Source organism: Cellulosilyticum sp. WCF-2, assembly GCF_003990395.1.
GTDB classification, from domain to species: domain Bacteria; phylum Bacillota; class Clostridia; order Lachnospirales; family Cellulosilyticaceae; genus Cellulosilyticum; species Cellulosilyticum lentocellum.
Window position 1 is genome coordinate 3,720,720 of sequence record NZ_CP034675.1, and the last position, 20,701, is coordinate 3,741,420.

Consider the following 20,701-nt stretch of genomic DNA (forward strand, 5'->3'; position numbering starts at 1 on the left):
TTTCATATTTATTTTTACTGTCAATTCTATATCTCTATCCCTTGTTACTCAAAGGTTAGCTCAACTAAATATTACTTCCTAAAAACTCCAAAATCCACAACCTCTGACTAAAAAATCAGATGTTGTGGATTCAGTTCATGGAGGTGAGGAGAATCGAACTCCTGTCCGAAAGCCCATATAGCGTGGTCTCTACCATCATATTCTTTGTTTTGACATTCCCTCCATCTAGCGCCCAAAGACAGGCTCTAGATTTTAGTAGCTTCATGATGTTCACGTTGGCTCAAAGCTTTGCCAGGTGAAGGATCCGCGAGTCGAAGCCCTGATCTAAGCTGCGGAGGACTTAGGAGGACTGCGCCTTAATTAGGCAGCGATTGCTAAATTATCTTCAGCGTTTACTTTAAGTGCCAGCTTTTAACGTAGACTCCGGCGTACTACGGATGGCTGCCCCAGTAGATGTGACCCCCGTCGAAACCAGTGCACCCCCTTATTATAACAAGAACAGTGTCTTGCTGAAGTAAGTGCCTTTTACGCTGTAAAGACATTCTCCTACTTCTAATAAGGTGACTTTGGTTTATAACGGCTAGATCGACTACACTAGCAGTTAGAATGTTATTATACTATAGCTTACGTTTACTTGCTAGAAGTAATTTCTGCTAAAGTTACCAAAATTTAAAGGTTTTTAATTTTAAATTCTCTTTCGCTAGCACGTTGTGTATCCTTCTTCACAATATCTTGACGTTTATCATGAAGTTTTTTACCTCGTGCAAGCCCCATTTCCACTTTCACAAGGCTGCCTTTGATGTACACACGAAGTGGTACAATCGTCATTCCTTTTTGAGTGGTTTCACCAATGAGTTTATTAATTTCTCTTTTATGAAGTAAAAGCTTACGGGTACGCAGTGGGTCTTTATTAAAAATGTTCCCGTGATCGTAAGGGTTAACATGCATATTGAAAATAAATGCTTCCCCATTTTTGATCTTAATAAAGCTTTCTTTAACAGAGCATCCTCCTTGACGAATGGATTTTACTTCTGTTCCAGCAAGTGCAATACCTGCTTCATAGACTTCATCTATAAAATAGTCATGGTATGCTTTCTTATTGTTAGCTATGACTTTAAAGCTAGTTCTATCCTTAGCCATGGTGTGCTCCTTTCTTCATCTAGTGTGCTTATACATTATAACATAATTTGTAAAAAATGCAAGGCTACTTATTAATTGCAGCCTTCAAGGACTTGCAACACGCTCCTTAAAGGGCTATCCTTATATAGAGGTGGCATTATTCAATCACCATCATAGATTATAGACAGATTCGAGGAACTTATTATGAACAAAAAATACAAAGGCATACTTTATATTCTACTAGCTGCCTTTTGCTTTGCACTAATGAATACCTTTGTAAGACTCTCCGGAGATTTACCTTCTATTCAAAAAAGCTTTTTTAGAAACTTTGTGGCGCTCCTAGCAGCTGCCTTTATTTTAAAGCGAAGCAAAATCGGCTTTTCTTTTAAAAAAGAAAATTTCACGCTTCTTTTATTACGTGCTACTTGTGGTACCGTAGGCATCTTATGTAATTTCTATGCGGTGGATCATCTTCTGCTTTCTGATGCTTCTATGCTTAATAAGATGTCACCTTTCTTTGTGATTATCTTTAGTTATCTCTTCCTTAAGGAAAAGGTAAATTTGGTACAATCACTAGCTGTCATTGGCGCTTTTGTAGGCAGTTTATTTATCATTAAACCGTCTTTTAGTAATCTAGACTTAGTCCCTTCTTTGATTGGTTTATTAGGAGGCATTGGCGCTGGAGCTGCTTATACAGCCGTTAGGGCATTAGGACAAAGAGGAGAAAAAGGGCCCTTTATTGTCTTTTTCTTCTCCACCTTTTCTTGCTTGGTGACCTTACCTTTCCTGATTTTTCAGTATCATGAAATGTCTCTACTTCAAATTGGGTATTTACTCCTTGCAGGCCTTGCTGCTACTGGTGGTCAATTTGCTATTACAGCAGCTTATTGCTACGCTCCTGCTAAAGAAATCTCTGTATATGACTACTCACAAGTTATCTTCGCTGCTATTCTAGGCTTTATCCTCTTTGGCCAAATACCGGATCTATATAGTAGCCTTGGTTATGTCATCATCTGTGGTATGGCTGTCTTTATGTTCTTATATAATATGGGCTATTTAACCAGAAAAAATCCACAAGCTTAATTAACTTAATCAAAAGCACCGTGTAAAAATAGAATGATTCAACGCTCTATTTTTACACGGTGCTTTTTGTAATACACTATTTAGCTTGTTTTTCTATGTGCTTGACTCAGCTAGAAGTTAGGCTTAAAAACTACCTTCTTCTTTATATCTAGCTAATAAATCTTCAATGCTACCTTTACACTTTCTACCATGACAAGAACCACTCATAGCTCCTGTCTTAGCTTTGACCTTCTCCAATGTATCTGCACCATCCATAATAGCTGCTTTAATTTTAGCTCTTGTTACTTGTCTACAAACACAAGTTTTAGTTAGTCGATCTTTAATTTCTTCTTCGTTCATTTCTGCCCTCCTCTCTATATCATTTATCTGTAATAGTATGATGCCTATTTATTTTTCTCTCTATTATATTATGAAGGCTTCTTTAGCCTCATCACTCTCATATCATATGTCATGCTTTTTCATTATTATTGTTCTCGTTGTCGTTAAGCAGTTTTTTAAGCTGTTAGTCATTAACTAGCAATTCACTTTTTTTCGTTAAGTAGCCTCATTAGGGAGAAAAGCTATCTGCTGAAGGCTACCTTGGAGCTGAGCTTAGAAGTTCTTAACGAAATATGCCTTATGGCCTTTAGGGCAAGTGTTTGACCGTAGTGAGTTTTTGCCCGTTCATAAGGCATATGAGTTTAGAACTTCTTAGTAAAGCGAGACAGTAGCTGAAAGTAGGTAGCTTTTCGGACTAATGAGGCGGCCTTAAGACAATAAAGAGGGCATTGCCATCTCGCAATACCCTCTGCTTCAAACAAATGCTTAGTGTTCGGTTGGCTATTCTTTGTCTTTTAACATCCTATGAATCTGACCTTTACAACGTTGTCCTTTGCAAGCACCTGCGCCTGCACCTGTAGCAGCTTTAACACCCTCTAAGGTTGTTGTTCCATGATCAAGTGCTCTTTGAATACTTTCCTCTGAAACATGCTTACATAAACAAACTTGTTTGCTCATAGATTGTTCTCCTTTAGCGCTCACTTAAGTTGTCATTCAAACTTCCTCTAAGCGTTGGTTTGTTTATTAGAAAACTATTTGTTAGTTTCAATTAAGGCTTCGATTTTCGCTTTGCAACGTCCACCGTGGCAAAAACCTGTTGTAGCTCCTGTAGCTTCTTTAACAGCATCTACAGTATCAGCTCCTTTTTTGATAGCCTCTACAATTGTTTCCTCAGAAATATTTTTACATAAACAAATAATATCGCTCATTGTCCCACTCCTTTAAATCTTATCTCGGTATTATTTTATCCAGGAATCTTACACACATACCTTGTAAGTTTCCCCATTTACCCATTATATGGTAAATTTATCATTTTTACAATGTTTCTAATGCTGCTTGATTTAATAAGCCCCAAGGTTTATTAAAATGAGGTTGGAAGAAGAAATCAGTCATTGCTAATTCTTCTACTGTCATTTTATTTTGGATGACTACAGAAAGGGTATTCATCATTTCTGTTAAATCATACTTAGATAAAATTTGACCACCTAAAACCACTCTTGAGCTTGCATCATAAACTAATTTAAGCATTACTTTTTCGTTAGTTGGCATAAAGCCTGGGCGGTAAACATCTTCTACCATAACACTTGCTACCTCTTTAGAAGTTGTTGCTTTAGCTACTTCTTCTGTCATACCTGTAGAAGCAATGTCATAGCCATAGATCTTAATACCTGAAGTACCTTGTGTACCCATGTATTTAAGCGTTGGTTTCACTAAGTTTTTAGCTACTAAAGTACCCATTCTTACAGCATTAGTTGCAAGTGGAATATAACGTGCTTCTCCTGCTGGGTTAAAACGTACCACGCAGCAATCTCCAGCTGCAAATACATCTTTACGACTTGTTTCCATATATTCATTGATTAAGATAGCACCATTAGGTAATGTATCTAATCCGTCTTTTACAAGGGTTGTATTAGGTTTGAAACCAATGCAAAGCACTACTAAATCTGCTTCAAAACTATCTTTATCGGTAATAACCTTCGTTACATGACCATTTTCACCTTCAAAGCGTTCTACCATTTGGTCTAAAGCAAGTTTAACACCTTTTTCTTCAAAAGCTTTTTCTGCTACTGTTGTAAAAGGCTCATCTAGATATTTACTCATAATGCGTGTTTCTGCATCGATTAAAGTAACATCTTTTCCTTTCATTTCAAAGGCTTCGGCTAATTCTACACCAATGTAGCCTGCACCAATAACAACTACCTTTTTAGCTGATTTTGCTTTTTCTATAATCACTTGTGCATGGTTATAGTTTTTGCAAAGCTCGATATTACCAAGGTCTATTCCGTCAAGCGGTGGAATGATTGGCCATGAACCAATAGTAAGTACTAATTTATCATAGTGATCTGTTGTTACTTCATTTGTATTAAGATCTTTTACTTCTATTTTTTTATTTTCAAAGTCAATATGTGTGACATCATGTTCCATCTTTGTAACCACACCAAGAGCCGCTAAGCCTTCTGGTGAATTATAAAATAGACTTTCTGTAGAAGGTACAACACCACCTACATTTAAGGCAATACCACAAGATAAAAAGGAAATATTATTGTTTCTTTCATAAACGGTTACTTCTGCATCTTTATGTTCTTTTTTAATGTTTACAATAGCTGCGGTTCCTGCATGTGTACATCCTATAACAATTACCTTCATTGTGATACCTCCAATGCTTTTTTCAAAATGTTAGCCTCATTTATTTATTATACGAGGATTTATAATTAATATACCACTAAGAATAATTATTATCAACTAAAAATTACTTTTTTTGATTATTTCTTAACGAGTTAAATTTTGGCAAAAAAAAAGAACCAAGTTATTGTAAACTTAGTTCTTTCTTATGTTAATCAACTCCTGCTAATATCTCATTCATCATCCAAAGAAGACTTCATCCTTTAATAGAGCTTTTAAAAACCACCTCTTCGCAGCTAAGTTTGTCTATTCCTAAACATACTTTTATGATCCTACTTACTTTTCATTTTCCATTAAAGTTTGATAAGCCTCCTCCACTCTTTCTAGAAAGTGTCCCCAATGATTTAAAATAAGTCTTGGACATTCCTTTCCACTGCAATCTTGGTGGGTTTTTACCTGACTAAGTGGAATATCATAGGTTTTCATTAAATAAGCAATCATCTGTACGGCATTTTCTTCTGCTGCTTCATAATTACCAGATTCACAAATTTCAATACCGATGCCTTCCTTATTATCTTTACTGCTACCTGCATGAAAAGCGACTTCAGTAACTGGTACTGCTTCTACAATTTCATTCTCATCCACTACCATATGAAAGGAAGTACTTGAAGTATTTGTAGGGTTCACCAAGTAGTCCCTTTCATTTTGCGCTGTACTATTAAGATTAGCTGTATTATGCACTACAATTGATTTAATGCGCCTTTTCACCCCTGGTCTTTTATTAGACTGTGGAATATTTTCTATTTGATAAGGAATCCCTATGGCTGCTTCTACCTGTCCTACTTCGATAGGCTTTTGATGTGGACGCCATAAAATCCCCATGGTCATGACAAATAAGCTTCCTATAATGAGAAGCATCGCTATTTTTTTAATGACTTTCACTTTAATCCCCCTATAAATTCAATAGCTTACTATTGCTGTCTATTTTCTCATGTATTCATTCTCTTATGATATGTCATTATACTACAACTTTTTTATCAAATCCACAAACTAATCTTGGAAGTCATAAAAGGCCTAGATGAGGCTATATGCCTCATCTAGGCCTTTTTACTCTTTATTCATTGTCTGCTTCATCTTTAACTGTTACAAGACTGCCTTGGTCTTTGTAAAACTCTTCTTCACTTACAAATCTAAAGTCAATGGTACGTGTCATTAAATCTGTTTTAATGACTTGTACATGCACTTTATCACCTAGGCGATAAATTTGTTTACTGTGTTCACCAATCCAGCGATGTCCTTCTTCATCAAAGATATAGTAGTCATCTGCCATTTCTGTCACATGAACTAAACCTTCTACTGTATTAGGAAGTTCCACGTAGCATCCCCAAGAAGTAGTCCCTGTAATAGCACCTTCGAACATCTTGCCGATGAACTGCTCCATGTATTCTACTTTCTTGAGTTTGATTGTTTCACGTTCTGCTTCATCTGCTCTTCTCTCACGAAGAGAACATTGCTTAGAAACCTCTGGCATACGTTCTAATAATTTTGCTTCTTTCTTACCTTTTAATTCATTATGAAGGTTGTATTTAATAATACGATGAATTTGAAGGTCTGGGTAACGACGAATAGGTGAAGTAAAGTGGCAGTAATACTTAGCTGCTAAACCAAAGTGACCGTTGCATTCTGCTGTATAACGTGCCTGCTTCATAGAACGAAGGAGCAAGTGACTAATAATACTTTCTTCTGGTTTACCTTCAATCTCTGCTAATACCTTTTGCATATCCTTTGGATGAATCTTAGTCGTGTTGCCTTTTATCTGATAACCAAAGTTATTGATGAATTCTGTAAGGGCTAAAATCTTTTCTGGGTCTGGATCTTCATGGCTACGATAAACAAAAGGTTTTTCTTGCCAGAAATAATCTTCTGCAATGGTTTCATTACATACAAGCATAAATTCTTCGATAATACGTGTGGCTACATTACGATCATATGGCTTCATTTCGAGAGGGACACCCTCTTTATCTAAAATCACTTTAGTCTCAGGGAAGTCAAAATCAATAGCACCACGTTTCATACGTTTCTTACGTAAAACATCAGCTAACTCTTCCATGGTCTTAAACATTGGAATAAGGTCTTTATAGCGTTCTTTTACGTCTTCATCTTCATCTAGAAGGATCTTTTTCACATTCGTATAAGTCATGCGTTCGTCAATGTTAATAAGTGTCTCCATAATTTCATGGCTTTGGACGTTTCCATTCTTGTCAATCACCATCATACAAGTTAACGCTAGCCTGTCTACATGGGCATTTAAAGAACAAATACCATTACTCAGCTTATGAGGGATCATTGGAATAACACGGTCTACTAGATAAATACTCGTTCCTCTTTCATAAGCTTCTTTATCTAGTGGTGAATGTTCTTTTACATAATGGGTAACATCTGCAATGTGTACGCCTAAACGATAGTTGCCATTTTCTAGTTTTTCAATAGAAATAGCATCATCTAAGTCTTTGGCATCTTCACCATCAATGGTTACCATTTGAATAGCTCTTAAATCAGTTCGGCCCTTTTTATCCTTATCGGCTACTTCAGAAGGAATATTTTCAATTTCCTTCATCACATCCTCTGGGAATTCTCTTGGTAAGTCATACTGATAAATAATAGATAAAATATCTACACCAGGATCATTGATATGTCCTAAAATAGAAATAACTTGCCCCTCTGGATTACGACGTTCCTCTGCCCAATCTGTAATTTTAACAAGTACTTTATGGCCTGTTACGGCACCTTTAGAAAACTTTTTAGGAATGAAGATATCTCTTGTATATTTTTGATCATCTGGTACTACAAAACCAAAGTTTTGACTTTCCTCATAAGTACCTACCAGACTTTCTGGTCCACGTGTTAAGATTTCAATCACTTCTGCTTCTGCACGTTTCTCAGCTGTAGCTGGCCTTGTGATACGGCACATAACTCTATCTTTATGCATGGCACCATTAACACCTGAAGCTGGAATAAAGATATCCTTTTCTTCTTCATCTAGAATAAGAAAACCAAACCCCTTTGGATGTCCTTGGAAGGTTCCTGCTACTAGATTATACGTCTGTGGTACGGCAAATTTGCCACGTTTGGTACGAATGATTTTACCTTCTGCAATAAGTTCGCCTATAATTTCTTCTAATTCTGGTCTGTCTGAAGGTGGAATTTGGAGCACCATTATTATTTCTTTAATCTTCATGGGTACATAATTAGGATTTTTCATCATCTCTAAAATGACTTGCTTCCTCTCTGCTGTACGGTTCATTTCTTCTCTCATGATTATCATCTCTTTTCTTTATGGATGCCCTAACATCATCTCAATGCAACACTACTATTTTATGATTTCTTTCCTACTTCTATTATACCATATTTTACATATGATTATTTACTTATTTGACCTATTTACTAACTTTATTTTAAAGTCTAACAAAATAGGGATCTCTTTTTTGACAAAATAAAAAACACTCTACAGAAAATGTAAAGTGTTTGATATTTATTGTGCTGGTGATGCTGATGGTTCAGCTGATGGTGATGCACTTGCATCTGCATTATCTGTCGCTTCTGTTGTAGGTGCTGTAGAAGCTCCTGCATTATCAGTTGCTTCAGCTGATGCTGACGCAGAAGGTTGTACAATTTGTGCATTTGAAGCATTTGTATTATTAGGCATAAGCATAAGAATAAATGCTGCTAATACAAATACACCTGCCATGATCTTCGTCCATCTTTCAAACTTACCTTCTAAAGTATGTTTTTTGTTCTTATCCCAGTATGAATCGCTATTTGCTGCTCCCCCAATTGAGCCAAGTCCTGCAGACTTACCTTCTTGAAGTAAAACAACAACTGTAATTGCAAACGCTGCAATAAGAAATACAATGATTAAAATCATTTTCAGTATTGCCATGACTTAAAGCCTCCTTGAAACCATATGGTATACATATCTTTACTCATCATAGCAGATATCTAAAGAAAAATCAACAATCATACTCTTTTATGAAAATATTAATGCAAATCCCAAAATAATAACTTCTAATAGACTCACTATAATCGTCGCTTTTTTCTTACTTTTATGGGTTACTATACTATACCCCATAATTAAATAAATCATGCATACTACTCGTTCTAAGGAGAAAAAGCTTAAAATCGTCATGAGTGTATTATTGGCCATTAAGGTTGTTCGATCAAATAAACTTGCTAGATTAAAGACCATATAATTAACACCTATCAGATTAGCTGCAAAATAATCTGCTGTTTGAACTACTAAACTAATAAATAAACCTAAAAGCATAACAGTATAAAGCGATGCAAATTTACATCTGTCCTTTGCTATTACTTTTAATATTTGAAGCACAAGCGCTTGTACGAAAGCTACTACAAACAAACCAATAAATAAGTTGATGGCATTAATAACTCGGTCTACTATGTACTGCTGACCAATCATATCTTCAGCCACATCTTTGTTTCGTAAAGCATCATAAACCATTTGCCTTATTTCTGGATTAATATGCTGCATCAAGGTGATTAAAATAATAAATAAGATAAACCCTACAACTGCAATACTATTACCTTTAGGTGGTTCATGTAATAAATTTTCTTGCATCATTTTGCTAGGTGCAAGAATACTATTAATAAAATGCTTATACCAAGGGGTAACCACCCTTGTTTCTTCTTCAATTAAGCGTTCACGGTCTACAACGGCAAAACCACCATCAAAGGTGTCTCTTTCCTCTTTTTTTAATTCGCTCATTTTCTTCCTCCCTACTTGATATGAGTTTGGTTATTGTCATGCTTTTTATTTTTAATTAAATTAATATCCACTTGTTTATTATACCTATTGTTTTCAGTTAATCAATAATCTTTACATTATTTTTATAAAATATTTTAACACTCACTACGTTAATGCTCAAATACCAAATTGGTTTTCGAGAACTAACTAGCCACACACAAATTGAAATTTGTCGGTGATTTTACTAGGCTATTTGGGCGGAACTGAGAGAGGGTGACTATCCTGCATGGTTCCGCTCCGCATTTTCAGTAGGCACTAAACTCACTTTTTTGGATGAACGCCCACAAACTCGGTTCCCTCAAACACGTGGGCTAAGTACCATCCAAAACGTTCGCTAAGTGCCTACTGAAAATACTCCGAAGTCACCCCGCTAGGACAGCCACCCTCTCTCAGTTCTACCAGCAATAACGCGTAAAGCCACCTCCATTAAGTGTTTTTAAAAGGAAATAAAACTTGTTGTTATCTCTTTTCAGCACTTCTCACTTAGGGGCTTGAACGTTTATAAGGTCAATAATGCTTGTAAGGCTCCCTAGCGTCCTTACATAGCTACTTCTTGGCAAAACAGACTTATGGGAAGCTTAATACATTATTGCCTTGGGTGCCTACCCCCAGCTTCGAGTATTTTTTAACTGTCGTTACGGCTTCTTTCCACGCTGCTTCACTGTCTTGAATGTTTATGAGGTCAACAACGTTTATGAAAATGATTGGGTATGGGTGCCTGGAGTAGTGACTTGGGAGCATTTTTTAGAAGCACTTAGTGAACGTTTTAGATGGGTTTTAGGCAGCTGTTTGAACGAAGTGAGTTCTGCCGTTCATCTAAATAAGTGAACTTAGTGCTTCAAAAAATGTGAACCGGAACAACGGAAGGCACCCATACCCACTCATTTTCTCTCAGACGTACTTCTCATAAACGCCAAGACAAATTTCAATTTATAGGAGTTATGAATAGCAAAAAAAATAGCTTACCAAGTGCTATTTGTACTTGGTAAGCTATTTGGGGTTCCAGACTCTTGAAATTTACTTTCATCACTAGCTAAATAGACCTTAATCAAGGCGCGAGATGGCTCCTCAGCACGTATGCGCTTATAGCTTAGTGCCTACTAGGGCTAGTAATGAAAGCCAAACCAATGAGTGAGGAGCTCTTAAAAGTCTTGGCCGGTGCACCCTATGCTAGGAAGCTAAGACCTTAAGACTCTGGTTTAAAACTTTATTGGGTAATACGAGGTATAAAAACATTGAAAACAACTTATAAGTGGCGCCTTCCTTGCAGCGCACAAGTGAACATTTTCCTTAAGTCCAGAGGTACCTATAACAATAGATTGAGACTTGGCTGACCCGGTCAGTTCCTCAGGTTGAAGCTGTGGTAATTATGCCGTGGGAAGTTATTTATTTTGTTTTTACACTTATATATATGTAACCAAGTAATCGAATCCCTAATAAAAAAATAATAACCCCTTTTTACAGCAGAAAAGAGAGGACATTTATGACCTCTCTTTTCTATATAGCTTATTGAGTTATTTAAGGTTAAAGAAAGATTTTCTTCCTCTAAATTCTGCGATATCTTCAAGTTCTTCTTCAATACGAAGGAGTTGATTGTATTTAGCAGTACGGTCAGAACGTGCTGGAGCACCTGTTTTGATTTGTCCTGCATTAACAGCTACTACTATATCTGCTACTGTGTTGTCTTCTGATTCACCTGAACGGTGTGAAACAACAGCTGTATAACCTGCACGGTTAGCCATTTCAATCGCATTGAAAGTTTCTGTAAGTGTACCAATTTGGTTAACTTTAATTAAAATAGAGTTACCTACACCCGCTTCGATGCCTTTTTCAAGAATGCTTGTATTTGTTACAAATAGGTCATCTCCTACAAGTTGAATACGTTTACCAAGTCTATCAGTAAGGAGCTTCCAACCTTCCCAGTCATTTTCTCCTAAACCATCTTCAATAGAGATAATAGGGTATTTATCAACTAAGGCCTCATAGTAGTCTACCATTTCTTCTGACGTACGTACTACATCTTTGCCTGTCATCTTGCTTTCGCCTTTGAAGTAATATTTCTTATCATCTTTGTTATAAAGTTCAGAAGCAGCTGCATCCATGGCGATGAACATCTCTTCACCTGGTTTATAACCTGCTTTTTCAATAGCTTCTACAATTAGATTTAAAACATCGTCAGCTGTTGCAAGGTCTGGTGCAAAACCGCCTTCATCACCAACACCTGTAGCAAGACCTTTACTATTGAGTACTTTTTTAAGTGTATGATAAGTTTCTACACACATACGAAGTGCTTCTTTAAAGGAAGGTGCTCCTACTGGCATAATCATAAACTCTTGTAAGTCTACTGTATTATCAGCATGTTCACCACCATTTAAAATATTCATCATAGGTACAGGTAATACTTTGGCATTAATGCCTCCTAGATATTGATATAGTGGCATACTAAGTGCATTAGCAGCTGCTTTTGCTACGGCCATTGACACACCTAAAATAGCATTAGCACCTAATTTAGATTTAGTAGGTGTACCGTCTAAATCAATCATTACTTTATCAATAGCTGCTTGATCTAGAGCGTTCATACCAATAACAGCTTCTGCAATAATGTTATTGACATGATCAACTGCTTTTGTTACACCTTTACCCATATATCTGTCTTTATCATTATCACGAAGTTCTAAGGCTTCTCTTTCTCCAGTAGAAGCGCCTGAAGGTACAATGGCAGATCCCATATAATCACCTTCAACAATAACCTCAACTTCAATGGTAGGATTAGCTCTAGAGTCTAATACTTCTCTTGCAAATACATCTAAAATTTCAATATATCCTTTCATTTAACAAACCTCCTTTTAATTAACTATTCTCTCGTATTTTTACCAACGCTTATTTAATTTATGCACTAGCACTTATGATGTCTCAATACAAGTTTTTATATTAAATATTATTTAATCTTTTTATTTATTTTTTACTACTATTTATACTTTAATATTATTACTAAAATTAACTTTTGTCAAATAATAATTATTATCTATTAGAAAATAATATGCCTTCATTCCTTGCTCACTGAAATATTGCCTGATGCCTTTCTGGTAGACATAGCCAGATTTCATTTTACCTGGCATCTTGTTATAGATATCATTGCCTTCAGCTTCAATCCCAAAGTGCCTTAATAAAAATGCGGTCGAAAATGCTGAACAGTTATAGGCATTTTGTATATCCATTCGGTTTTCCTTCTCTATCAAAAAGGCTTCAGGATAATTTCCTTTTTTAAAATGCGGTATAGGAAGTGTCATCAATCTCCAATCTATAACCATAGTGATAATAAACCAATTTAAAAGCGTTAAAATAATTCCCCCAACTATATATTTCATACTTATATTTCACCCTATTTCCCACCATAAAATTTATATTTATTTAAAAATTATACAAAATTACTAACTATTATTATAACATTTTGGCATTCTAAAGAGTAGCTTCTTCTATAAACTTTTTAATTTCAATTTTTTGATTTTTACTTACTCTTTATACATACTTTACCTCTATCATCATACAAAAATAGGACTAGATTTTACTTAGTCCTATCTCAAATTATTCTTTTGATTAATTTTCTCTATAGCTAAAAAAGACTACTTCTTTGTAAAACTTACTGTACTATTAGTTACTTCACTATCAGCAAACATAGAAAAATAATCTACTGGGACATACAGAGTGCCTTCAATAAGGCGTGGTGCTACTCCTACACTAAAAGGTGCTGACATACCAATAGCTCCTACACTTGAATAGTGATATGAATCAAAACCTACTTGTACTGTTGATGTAATGCTGCCATTGTTAAGTGTACAAGTATAGCTATCAGCATCCCATGTTATTTTAAACCCCATGGCTTCTGCAACAGCCCTTATGGGTAGCATCACTTTCCCTTGATTATGACTTATCTTTAATCCTTTTAAGTCTATAAGTCTACCGTCAACCTCTACATGCTCTACAAGTATTTGACTTAAAGCCGTGTATACTTTTCCCATATCAATATGACTATTTTGCATTGCCTTTGACAGTACTTCTACTTTTTCTTCATTAGGCATTATTTCTGACCAGGTATCTATTGGATAAGCTTTTAAATCTACAAGGCCTAGCTGCTCTGCTTTTTTCATTGCTGGCATTGCATAATGTGTATCCATAATGGGAATTAACTCTGTATCTGTTGTATTAATTATTGCTATAATAAACTCTGCTCTTGTAATTGCTACATCCATATTGATTTGGTGAATAGATACGAGATCCTCACTCTTTTCTACAGGTGCTACAGTAGGTACTAATTGAATCTCTTGGGCAAAAACACATGTATTTGCTAGCCCTATACATAAAGATAAACCTAATACTTTAAAATATCTTTTCATCATAATCTACTCCTTTACATGCTTATTACTATATAGGACGTCACATCATGCAGTAATGTTCCAAAAATAAAGTAAATAATCCTAAAAGTTTAAATTAAACAAAAAATAGCCTATACTCCAGCAATGAAGTATAGGCTTCTTTTTTATAAAAAAGTTGTGTCAAATAAGTGTCAAACGTCTTCGCCACTACTTGACAAGTATGAATCCATCAAGAGTTCAGCGCTGATAAGGTAGTGGGTAGCTAATCCACTACCTTTTACCTCTTTGATGAATCATTTTTGGATGGTTGATTGGAAACTTTGTTGTCTTAAGTTTCCTTGGTACAAAAAATTGCTAGGTTATATAAGTTGTGTGTGTAATCGTATGCCTATGCTGCTTTTTGTACTAAAGTTCACCAAACCTTGTTGTCTTCAAAGCCAATTGATTAGTTGTGTGTGTAATAGCATGGCTTTGCTGACGCTAAGTTAACACTTTATTTCACTAATAAAGATTCACCAGTCATTTCTGCTGGTTTTTCCATTCCCATCATTTCAATTAAAGTTGGAGCGATATCTGCAAGTTTACCGCCTTCTTTAAGTGTTACGCCTTCTTTATAATTAACAAGGACGAATGGTACTGGGTTAGTGGTGTGTGCAGTAAATGCGCCACCTGTTTCTGGATCAATCATTTGTTCTGCATTCCCATGGTCTGCACAAATGAAAGCATATCCATTTGTTTCTTCAATAGCAGTAATCACTTTACCTACTGCTGTATCCACAGCTTCAATTGCTTTTTTAGCTGCTTCAAGGTTACCTGTATGACCAACCATATCTGGGTTAGCAAAGTTACAGATAATCACATCATATTTACCACTGCGGATAGCAGCTTCAAGTTTCTCTGTTACTTCTGGTACACTCATTTCTGGTTGTAAGTCATACGTTGCAACTTTTGGAGATGGTACAAGAATTCTATCTTCTCCTTCGTTAGGATCTTCTTCACCGCCATTGAAGAAGAAAGTAACGTGTGCATATTTTTCTGTTTCTGCAATACGAAGTTGTGTTTTACCATTTTTAGCAAGGAACTCACCAAAAGTATTAGTAAGTTCTTCTGGAACGAAGCAAACTTCTGTATTTGGCATTGTAATATCGTATTGTGTGAAAGTTGTAAAGCTATTACCAATACGTTCTCTCTCAAAACCGTTGAATGCTGGGTCACAGAATACACGAGTCATTTCACGTGCACGGTCTGGTCTAAAGTTGAAGAATACTACTGCATCTTCTGCTTTAATAGCACCAATTGCTTTGCCATCTTTTGTAATGACTGTAGGAATAACGAATTCGTCATTGACTTCTTTTGCATAAGAATCAGCCATTACTTGTACAGGGTCAGTTCCTTCTTCACCTTTTCCTAAAGCAATTGCATTGTATGCCTTTTCTACACGGTCCCATCTATTATCACGGTCCATTGCATAGTAACGACCTGATAAAGATGCGATTTGTCCTACACCAATTTCTTTCATTTTAGCTACTAATGCTTCAACGAAACTTTTACCTGATGCAGGTGGTGTATCTCTTCCGTCTAGGAAAGCGTGTACATATACTTTTTCTAAACCTTCTTTTTTAGCCATTTCAAGAAGACCATAAAGGTGCTCGATATGGCTGTGTACACCACCATCTGATAATAAACCAAATAAGTGAAGTGCACTACCGTTTGTTTTACAAACGTTCATTGCTTTTAATAAAGCTTCATTTTTAAAGAATTCCCCATCTTGGATGGCTTTTGTAATACTTGTAAGTTGTTGGTAGACAATACGTCCAGCACCCATATTCAGGTGACCAACTTCTGAATTACCCATTTGTCCATCTGGAAGACCTACAGCCATACCACTAGCATAGCCTTTTACAGTAGGATATTTCTTCATAATGGCATCAATATTTGGTTTGTTAGCTTCTGCAATTGCATTAGCTTCCATGTTTTCATTGATACCGAATCCATCCAGAATGAGTAATAAGGTTGTTTGTTTACTCATTTTTTTGTCCTCCTTCTTATTACTTTTTAGTAGTTAACGATTGAAGTAAATTCAGCTTTAAGAGAAGCACCACCAACAAGGCCACCATCAATGTTACCCATGTTGAATAATTCATTTGCATTACCAGCGTTTACGCTACCGCCGTATTGAACACGTACTTCATCAGCAACTTCTTGTCCATAAACTTCAGCAACTACTTCTCTAATAGCTTTACATACTTCTTCAGCTTGAGCTGAAGTAGCTGTTTTACCTGTTCCGATTGCCCAGATTGGTTCATAAGCAATTACTACTTTTTTAGCATCTTCTGCTTTTACATCTTTAAGAGCAACTTTTGTTTGAAGACGTACAAGGTCGATTGTAATGCCTTGTTCTCTTTCTTCTAAACTTTCACCAACACAAAGGATTGGTACTAAGTTATGCTCAATAGCTTTTAATACTTTTTTATTAACTGTTACATCTGTTTCAGCGAAATATTGTCTTCTTTCTGAGTGACCAATAATCACATATTTTACACCAAGCTCTACAAGCATGCTTGGAGCGATTTCACCTGTATAAGCACCATTTTCTTCAAAGTGCATGTTTTGTGCACCTACAGCAATGTTTGTTCCTTTAACTGCATCAAGTACAGCTGGAAGGCATACAAATGGTGGACATACTACTACGTCAACATCAGTTGTATTGATTTCATTTTTTAAAGAATTGATAAGTTCTACAGCTTTAGCTGGAGTCATGTTCATTTTCCAGTTACCAGCAACGATTTTTTTACGCATATAAAAACACTCCTTTAGTTTTTATGGTCTACGTTCTTAGGAATTGGCGTTCACTAAAACGTTTTATGTTTAGCTTTTGTAAGAGATGGCTATACTTTAACAAATAGCCTTAGCTTTTTCTTAAAGTATAGCCTTTATTGATTAGCCTAAGGCCAAGTCTTATTTGTTATCAGCTGCTGCTACACCTGGAAGTTCTTTACCTTCTAAGAATTCAAGTGATGCACCACCACCTGTAGAGATGTGGCTCATTTTATCAGCAAAACCAAGACGTTTAACAGCATTTACAGAGTCTCCTCCACCAACTACTGTTGTTGCATCAGTAAGATCAGCTACTGCACCACATACTGCAAGCGTACCTGCTGCAAAGTTTTCAAATTCGAATACACCCATAGGTCCATTCCATACAACTGTTTTAGCTCCAGCTAGAGCATCTTTGTATAACTCGATTGTTTTTGGTCCGATATCGAATCCTGACCAACCAGCTTCGATTGTGTCAACTGTAGCTCTTTCTGTATCGTTAGCAAATGTTTTACCAACTACATGGTCAACTGGAAGTAAAAGTTTAACACCTTTAGCTTCAGCTTTTTTAACCATTTCTAAAGCATAATCCATTTTGTCTTCTTCAAGAAGAGAGTTACCAACTTCTTGACCTTGAGCTTTAAGGAATGTGTAAGCCATACCACCACCGATGATAAGTGTATCTACTTTATCAAGAAGGTTGTTAATTACAGCGATTTTATCAGATACTTTAGCACCACCAAGGATAGCTACGAATGGACGAACTGGATTTTCTACAGCTTCGCCTAAGAATTTAATTTCTTTTTGCATTAAGTAGCCTACTACGTTTTCTTTAGTGAATTTAGTTACACCAACGTTTGAGCAGTGTGCACGGTGAGCTGTACCAAATGCATCGTTTACGAATACTTCATTATCGCAAAGAGCTGCGAGTTCTTTAGCATACTCTGCTGCATTTTCATCTTTACCGTATTTTGTTTCTTCTACTCTGTAACGAGTGTTTTGAAGTAATAATACTTCACCCTCTTTAAGGTCAGCAGCTACTTTTTGTGTTTCTGGACCTGTTACTTTAGCATCATCTACGAATTTAACTTCTACGCCAAGTCTTTCTGAAAGAGCAACTGCAACTGGAGCTAAAGATAGCTCTGGAACAGCTTCTCCTTTTGGTTTACCAAGGTGTGAGCAAAGGATAACTTTTGCACCTTGATCTAATAATTTTTTAATTGTTGGGATAGCACCATCAATACGGTTATAGTTTTGGATAACGCCTTCTTTTAAAGGTACGTTGAAATCACAACGAACAAGGACTTTTTTGCCTTGAAGATTTGTTAAATCATCTACTGTTTTTTTGTTTAACATGAGAATATCTCCTTTCGAATTTTCCATTATTTAGTATTTAATAGTAGCTAAAAAGGCCCGGTCCTATAAGTCTAACCTACAAGACCGGACCCTGTTAGGATCTTATAATAACTTCTCTATTAATTTATTAAAAATTAAGCAAGTTCAGCGAAGTATTTGATTGTTCTAACCATTTGGCTTGTGTATGAGTTTTCATTGTCATACCAAGAAACAACTTGTACTTGAGAAGTACCATTGTCAAGGTTAATTACCATTGTTTGTGTAGCATCGAATAATGATCCGAAGTTGATACCAACGATATCAGATGATACTAATTCTTCTTCTGTGTAACCGAAAGATGCATCAGAAGCTGCTTTCATAGCTGCATTGATTTCTTCTTTAGTTACTTTACCTTCAACGATTGCTGTAAGGATAGTTGTTGAACCTGTTGGAACTGGTACACGTTGAGCAGAACCGATTAATTTTCCGTTTAATGATGGGATAACTAAACCGATAGCTTTAGCAGCACCTGTTGAGTTTGGAACGATGTTTACAGCAGCTGCACGAGCTCTTCTGAAATCACCTTTTCTATGTGGACCGTCAAGAACCATTTGGTCACCTGTGTAAGCGTGGATTGTTGACATAATACCAGATTTAATTGGTGCTAAGTTATTAAGTGCATTAGCCATTGGAGCTAAACAGTTAGTTGTACAAGAAGCTGCAGAAATGATTGTATCTTCTTTTGTTAAGATATTTTCGTTAACACCGAATACAACTGTTGGAAGGTCATTACCAGCTGGAGCTGAGATAACAACTTTTTTAGCACCTGCATCAATGTGAGCTTGTGATTTAGCTTTTGTTACATAGAAACCTGTACATTCAAGTACTACGTCTACGTCTAATTCTCCCCATGGAAGTTCTTTAGCATCAGCTTTAGCATAGATTTTGATTTCTTTACCATTTACAATGATTGAATCTTCTGTAGCTTCAACTGTTCCGTTGTATCTACCTTGAGAAGAATCATATTTTAATAAGTGTGCTAACATTGCTGGGTTAGTTAAATCGTTGATTGCTACGATTTCATAACCTTCTGCTCCGAACATTTGTCTGAAAGCAAGACGTCCAATACGTCCAAATCCATTAATCGCTACTTTTACTGCCATTATTGGTTCCTCCTTGAAATAATCATTTTTTTAATTTTATATTCAAATCGCCGATAATAGTATGTACTAGACCTGACGATATGATACCTGTTTCATTTTACCATCTATTCCTTGGGAATGCTATGGTAAATGTTAATTATTTAACCTTTAACGGCTAAGTGATTTAAAATCGCTGTAGCTGCATCCTCATCTACAATGAGATAACCTTTTTGAAGAAGTGACCTTGTGGCTACAATGGCTTCTGCTTTACTCTTGCCGCCAGCTACTGCAATACGAATAGGAATTTTCTTTGCCATATCTGGTGCCACACCTATCACCTCTGAAGCATAAACAACTTGTCCTTCTGCATTAAAATAATGTCTAAATGCCTCAGCTACTGCCGTCTTTTGCTCTAATAGATTAAGTACCTCTTGAGGTTCTTTACGATGTTTTGCCATTTTTAGGGCATTACCTATTCCAAATATAATCATATCTGTTTTCGCTAGTTTTTGCAATAATTTTTCTATTTGTGGTTCGTTTTTTATTAGGCTAATCGATTGATGACTAAGGTTGTCAGGGATTGTTAAAATCTCATACATACCACCTAATTTATTGGCTAATTCTACTGCAATGGTATTAGCATGAAGCTCTACTCTTTGACCTACACTTCCTCTAGCAGGCAAGACATGTAAATCCTCATAATGCTGCTGACTCTTAGGCATATAATGTACCATGTTAGCTATGGTGGTTCCACCAGTAATGGCTATGGTCGTATGTGCAGTTAACATTTCTTCTAATAAACTGCTAACAGCAAAGCCAAGACTTGTTTTGGTTTCTTCATCTTGCTCTAGGTTACCTTTTAAAATAATGGCACGTTTTAAACCAAGCTTTTCTTTAAGTTCTTCTTCCTGCCTTGTAAGTGCTTCTAAATAGTGGAGTGGAAGATATAAAGTATTTAAAACCTCTTCTCCGGGCTTCGTAATAATAATGCCTTGCACTGTAACAGCTACTAGTCCGTTTTGTGCTAATTTATCTACTTCTCCTCTAATCATGCGTTCTGAAAGTGCTAGATGAGTCGTTAAGCTTCTTCTACCAATAGGCCCTTTTTGCATAATGGTTTGCAGTAAAGCATAACGTACTTTAAATAACTCTATGGCTTCTGGAAGTAGTTTTTCTACTGCTACAATCTTATTTTGCATGTCGATGCTCCTCGGGAACATTTTTGTCCCATATTTTAGCTTTTTGTCCCACATCTTTATTGTATATAACTTCCTACAATTAATCAATCTTTTTATGCCATATTTTTATTTTTTTTATGATAGATTTTAGTTTTTAACATTACTTACCAT

At 36.0% G+C, this 20,701-nt stretch carries 18 protein-coding genes and 1 other RNA gene; 1 reads left to right on the forward strand and 18 read right to left on the reverse strand.

Going from position 1 to position 20,701, the window contains the following annotated elements; translation table 11 throughout:
* Positions 1-135 precede the first annotated feature (135 nt).
* Positions 136-484, reverse strand: a transfer-messenger RNA (tmRNA) gene (ssrA, locus tag EKH84_RS16855).
* Positions 485-669: 185 nt separating this feature from the next.
* Positions 670-1,140 carry an SsrA-binding protein SmpB gene (gene smpB / locus EKH84_RS16860; protein WP_013657799.1) on the reverse strand — a complete coding sequence of 157 codons (471 nt, stop codon included), beginning with the start codon at positions 1,138-1,140 and terminating at the stop codon, positions 670-672.
* 183 nt (positions 1,141-1,323) lie between these two features.
* Here smpB and EKH84_RS16865 point away from each other — a divergent pair, with 183 nt between their 5' ends.
* Positions 1,324-2,202 carry a DMT family transporter gene (locus tag EKH84_RS16865; protein ID WP_127067202.1) on the forward strand — a complete coding sequence of 293 codons (879 nt, stop codon included), beginning with the start codon at positions 1,324-1,326 and terminating at the stop codon, positions 2,200-2,202.
* A gap of 123 nt (positions 2,203-2,325) precedes the next feature.
* On the opposite strand, the gene EKH84_RS16870 is transcribed toward EKH84_RS16865, so the two are convergent.
* From EKH84_RS16870 to EKH84_RS16945, 16 genes are all read right to left on the reverse strand, one after another.
* Positions 2,326-2,541: a (2Fe-2S)-binding protein gene (locus EKH84_RS16870; RefSeq protein WP_127067203.1), complete on the reverse strand. Its 216-nt coding sequence runs from the start codon at positions 2,539-2,541 to the stop codon at positions 2,326-2,328.
* A gap of 480 nt (positions 2,542-3,021) precedes the next feature.
* Positions 3,022-3,198, reverse strand: coding sequence for a (2Fe-2S)-binding protein (locus tag EKH84_RS16875; protein WP_013657802.1), 177 nt, complete (start codon positions 3,196-3,198; stop codon positions 3,022-3,024).
* Between the two features lie 74 nt (positions 3,199-3,272).
* Positions 3,273-3,449, reverse strand: coding sequence for a (2Fe-2S)-binding protein (locus tag EKH84_RS16880; protein WP_127067204.1), 177 nt, complete (start codon positions 3,447-3,449; stop codon positions 3,273-3,275).
* 106 nt (positions 3,450-3,555) lie between these two features.
* The gene (locus EKH84_RS16885; RefSeq protein ID WP_127067205.1) at positions 3,556-4,887 is read right to left on the reverse strand and encodes an FAD-dependent oxidoreductase; all 1,332 of its coding nucleotides are present in this window, start codon (positions 4,885-4,887) and stop codon (positions 3,556-3,558) included.
* 312 nt (positions 4,888-5,199) lie between these two features.
* Positions 5,200-5,805, reverse strand: coding sequence for a peptidoglycan recognition protein family protein (locus EKH84_RS16890; protein WP_127067206.1), 606 nt, complete (start codon positions 5,803-5,805; stop codon positions 5,200-5,202).
* Positions 5,806-5,977: 172 nt separating this feature from the next.
* The gene (gene rnr, locus EKH84_RS16895; protein WP_013657806.1) at positions 5,978-8,179 is read right to left on the reverse strand and encodes a ribonuclease R; all 2,202 of its coding nucleotides are present in this window, start codon (positions 8,177-8,179) and stop codon (positions 5,978-5,980) included.
* Between the two features lie 216 nt (positions 8,180-8,395).
* Positions 8,396-8,803, reverse strand: coding sequence for a preprotein translocase subunit SecG (gene secG, locus EKH84_RS16900; protein ID WP_013657807.1), 408 nt, complete (start codon positions 8,801-8,803; stop codon positions 8,396-8,398).
* Positions 8,804-8,890: 87 nt separating this feature from the next.
* Positions 8,891-9,646 (reverse strand): hypothetical protein, encoded by a 756-nt coding sequence (locus tag EKH84_RS16905; protein ID WP_127067207.1) that lies wholly within the window; start codon positions 9,644-9,646, stop codon positions 8,891-8,893.
* A gap of 1,553 nt (positions 9,647-11,199) precedes the next feature.
* Positions 11,200-12,516: a phosphopyruvate hydratase gene (gene eno / locus EKH84_RS16910; protein WP_127067208.1), complete on the reverse strand. Its 1,317-nt coding sequence runs from the start codon at positions 12,514-12,516 to the stop codon at positions 11,200-11,202.
* A 141-nt stretch (positions 12,517-12,657) separates the two neighbouring features.
* Positions 12,658-13,053: a hypothetical protein gene (locus EKH84_RS16915; protein WP_127067209.1), complete on the reverse strand. Its 396-nt coding sequence runs from the start codon at positions 13,051-13,053 to the stop codon at positions 12,658-12,660.
* Positions 13,054-13,308: 255 nt separating this feature from the next.
* Entirely contained in the window at positions 13,309-14,079 is a 771-nt protein-coding gene (locus tag EKH84_RS16920; protein ID WP_190283374.1) for a copper amine oxidase N-terminal domain-containing protein, read from the reverse strand.
* Positions 14,080-14,551: 472 nt separating this feature from the next.
* Entirely contained in the window at positions 14,552-16,087 is a 1,536-nt protein-coding gene (gene gpmI, locus EKH84_RS16925; protein WP_013657812.1) for a 2,3-bisphosphoglycerate-independent phosphoglycerate mutase, read from the reverse strand.
* Between the two features lie 26 nt (positions 16,088-16,113).
* A complete protein-coding gene (gene tpiA / locus EKH84_RS16930; protein WP_013657813.1) occupies positions 16,114-16,857 on the reverse strand; it encodes a triose-phosphate isomerase in 744 nt (247 codons plus the stop codon).
* 159 nt (positions 16,858-17,016) lie between these two features.
* Entirely contained in the window at positions 17,017-18,231 is a 1,215-nt protein-coding gene (locus tag EKH84_RS16935; RefSeq protein ID WP_127067211.1) for a phosphoglycerate kinase, read from the reverse strand.
* Positions 18,232-18,365: 134 nt separating this feature from the next.
* Complete coding sequence (gap, locus tag EKH84_RS16940) at positions 18,366-19,373, reverse strand: type I glyceraldehyde-3-phosphate dehydrogenase (RefSeq protein ID WP_013657815.1); 1,008 nt, start codon at positions 19,371-19,373, stop codon at positions 18,366-18,368.
* 140 nt (positions 19,374-19,513) lie between these two features.
* Positions 19,514-20,551 (reverse strand): sugar-binding transcriptional regulator, encoded by a 1,038-nt coding sequence (locus EKH84_RS16945; RefSeq protein WP_190283375.1) that lies wholly within the window; start codon positions 20,549-20,551, stop codon positions 19,514-19,516.
* Between the last annotated feature and the right edge of the window lie 150 nt (positions 20,552-20,701).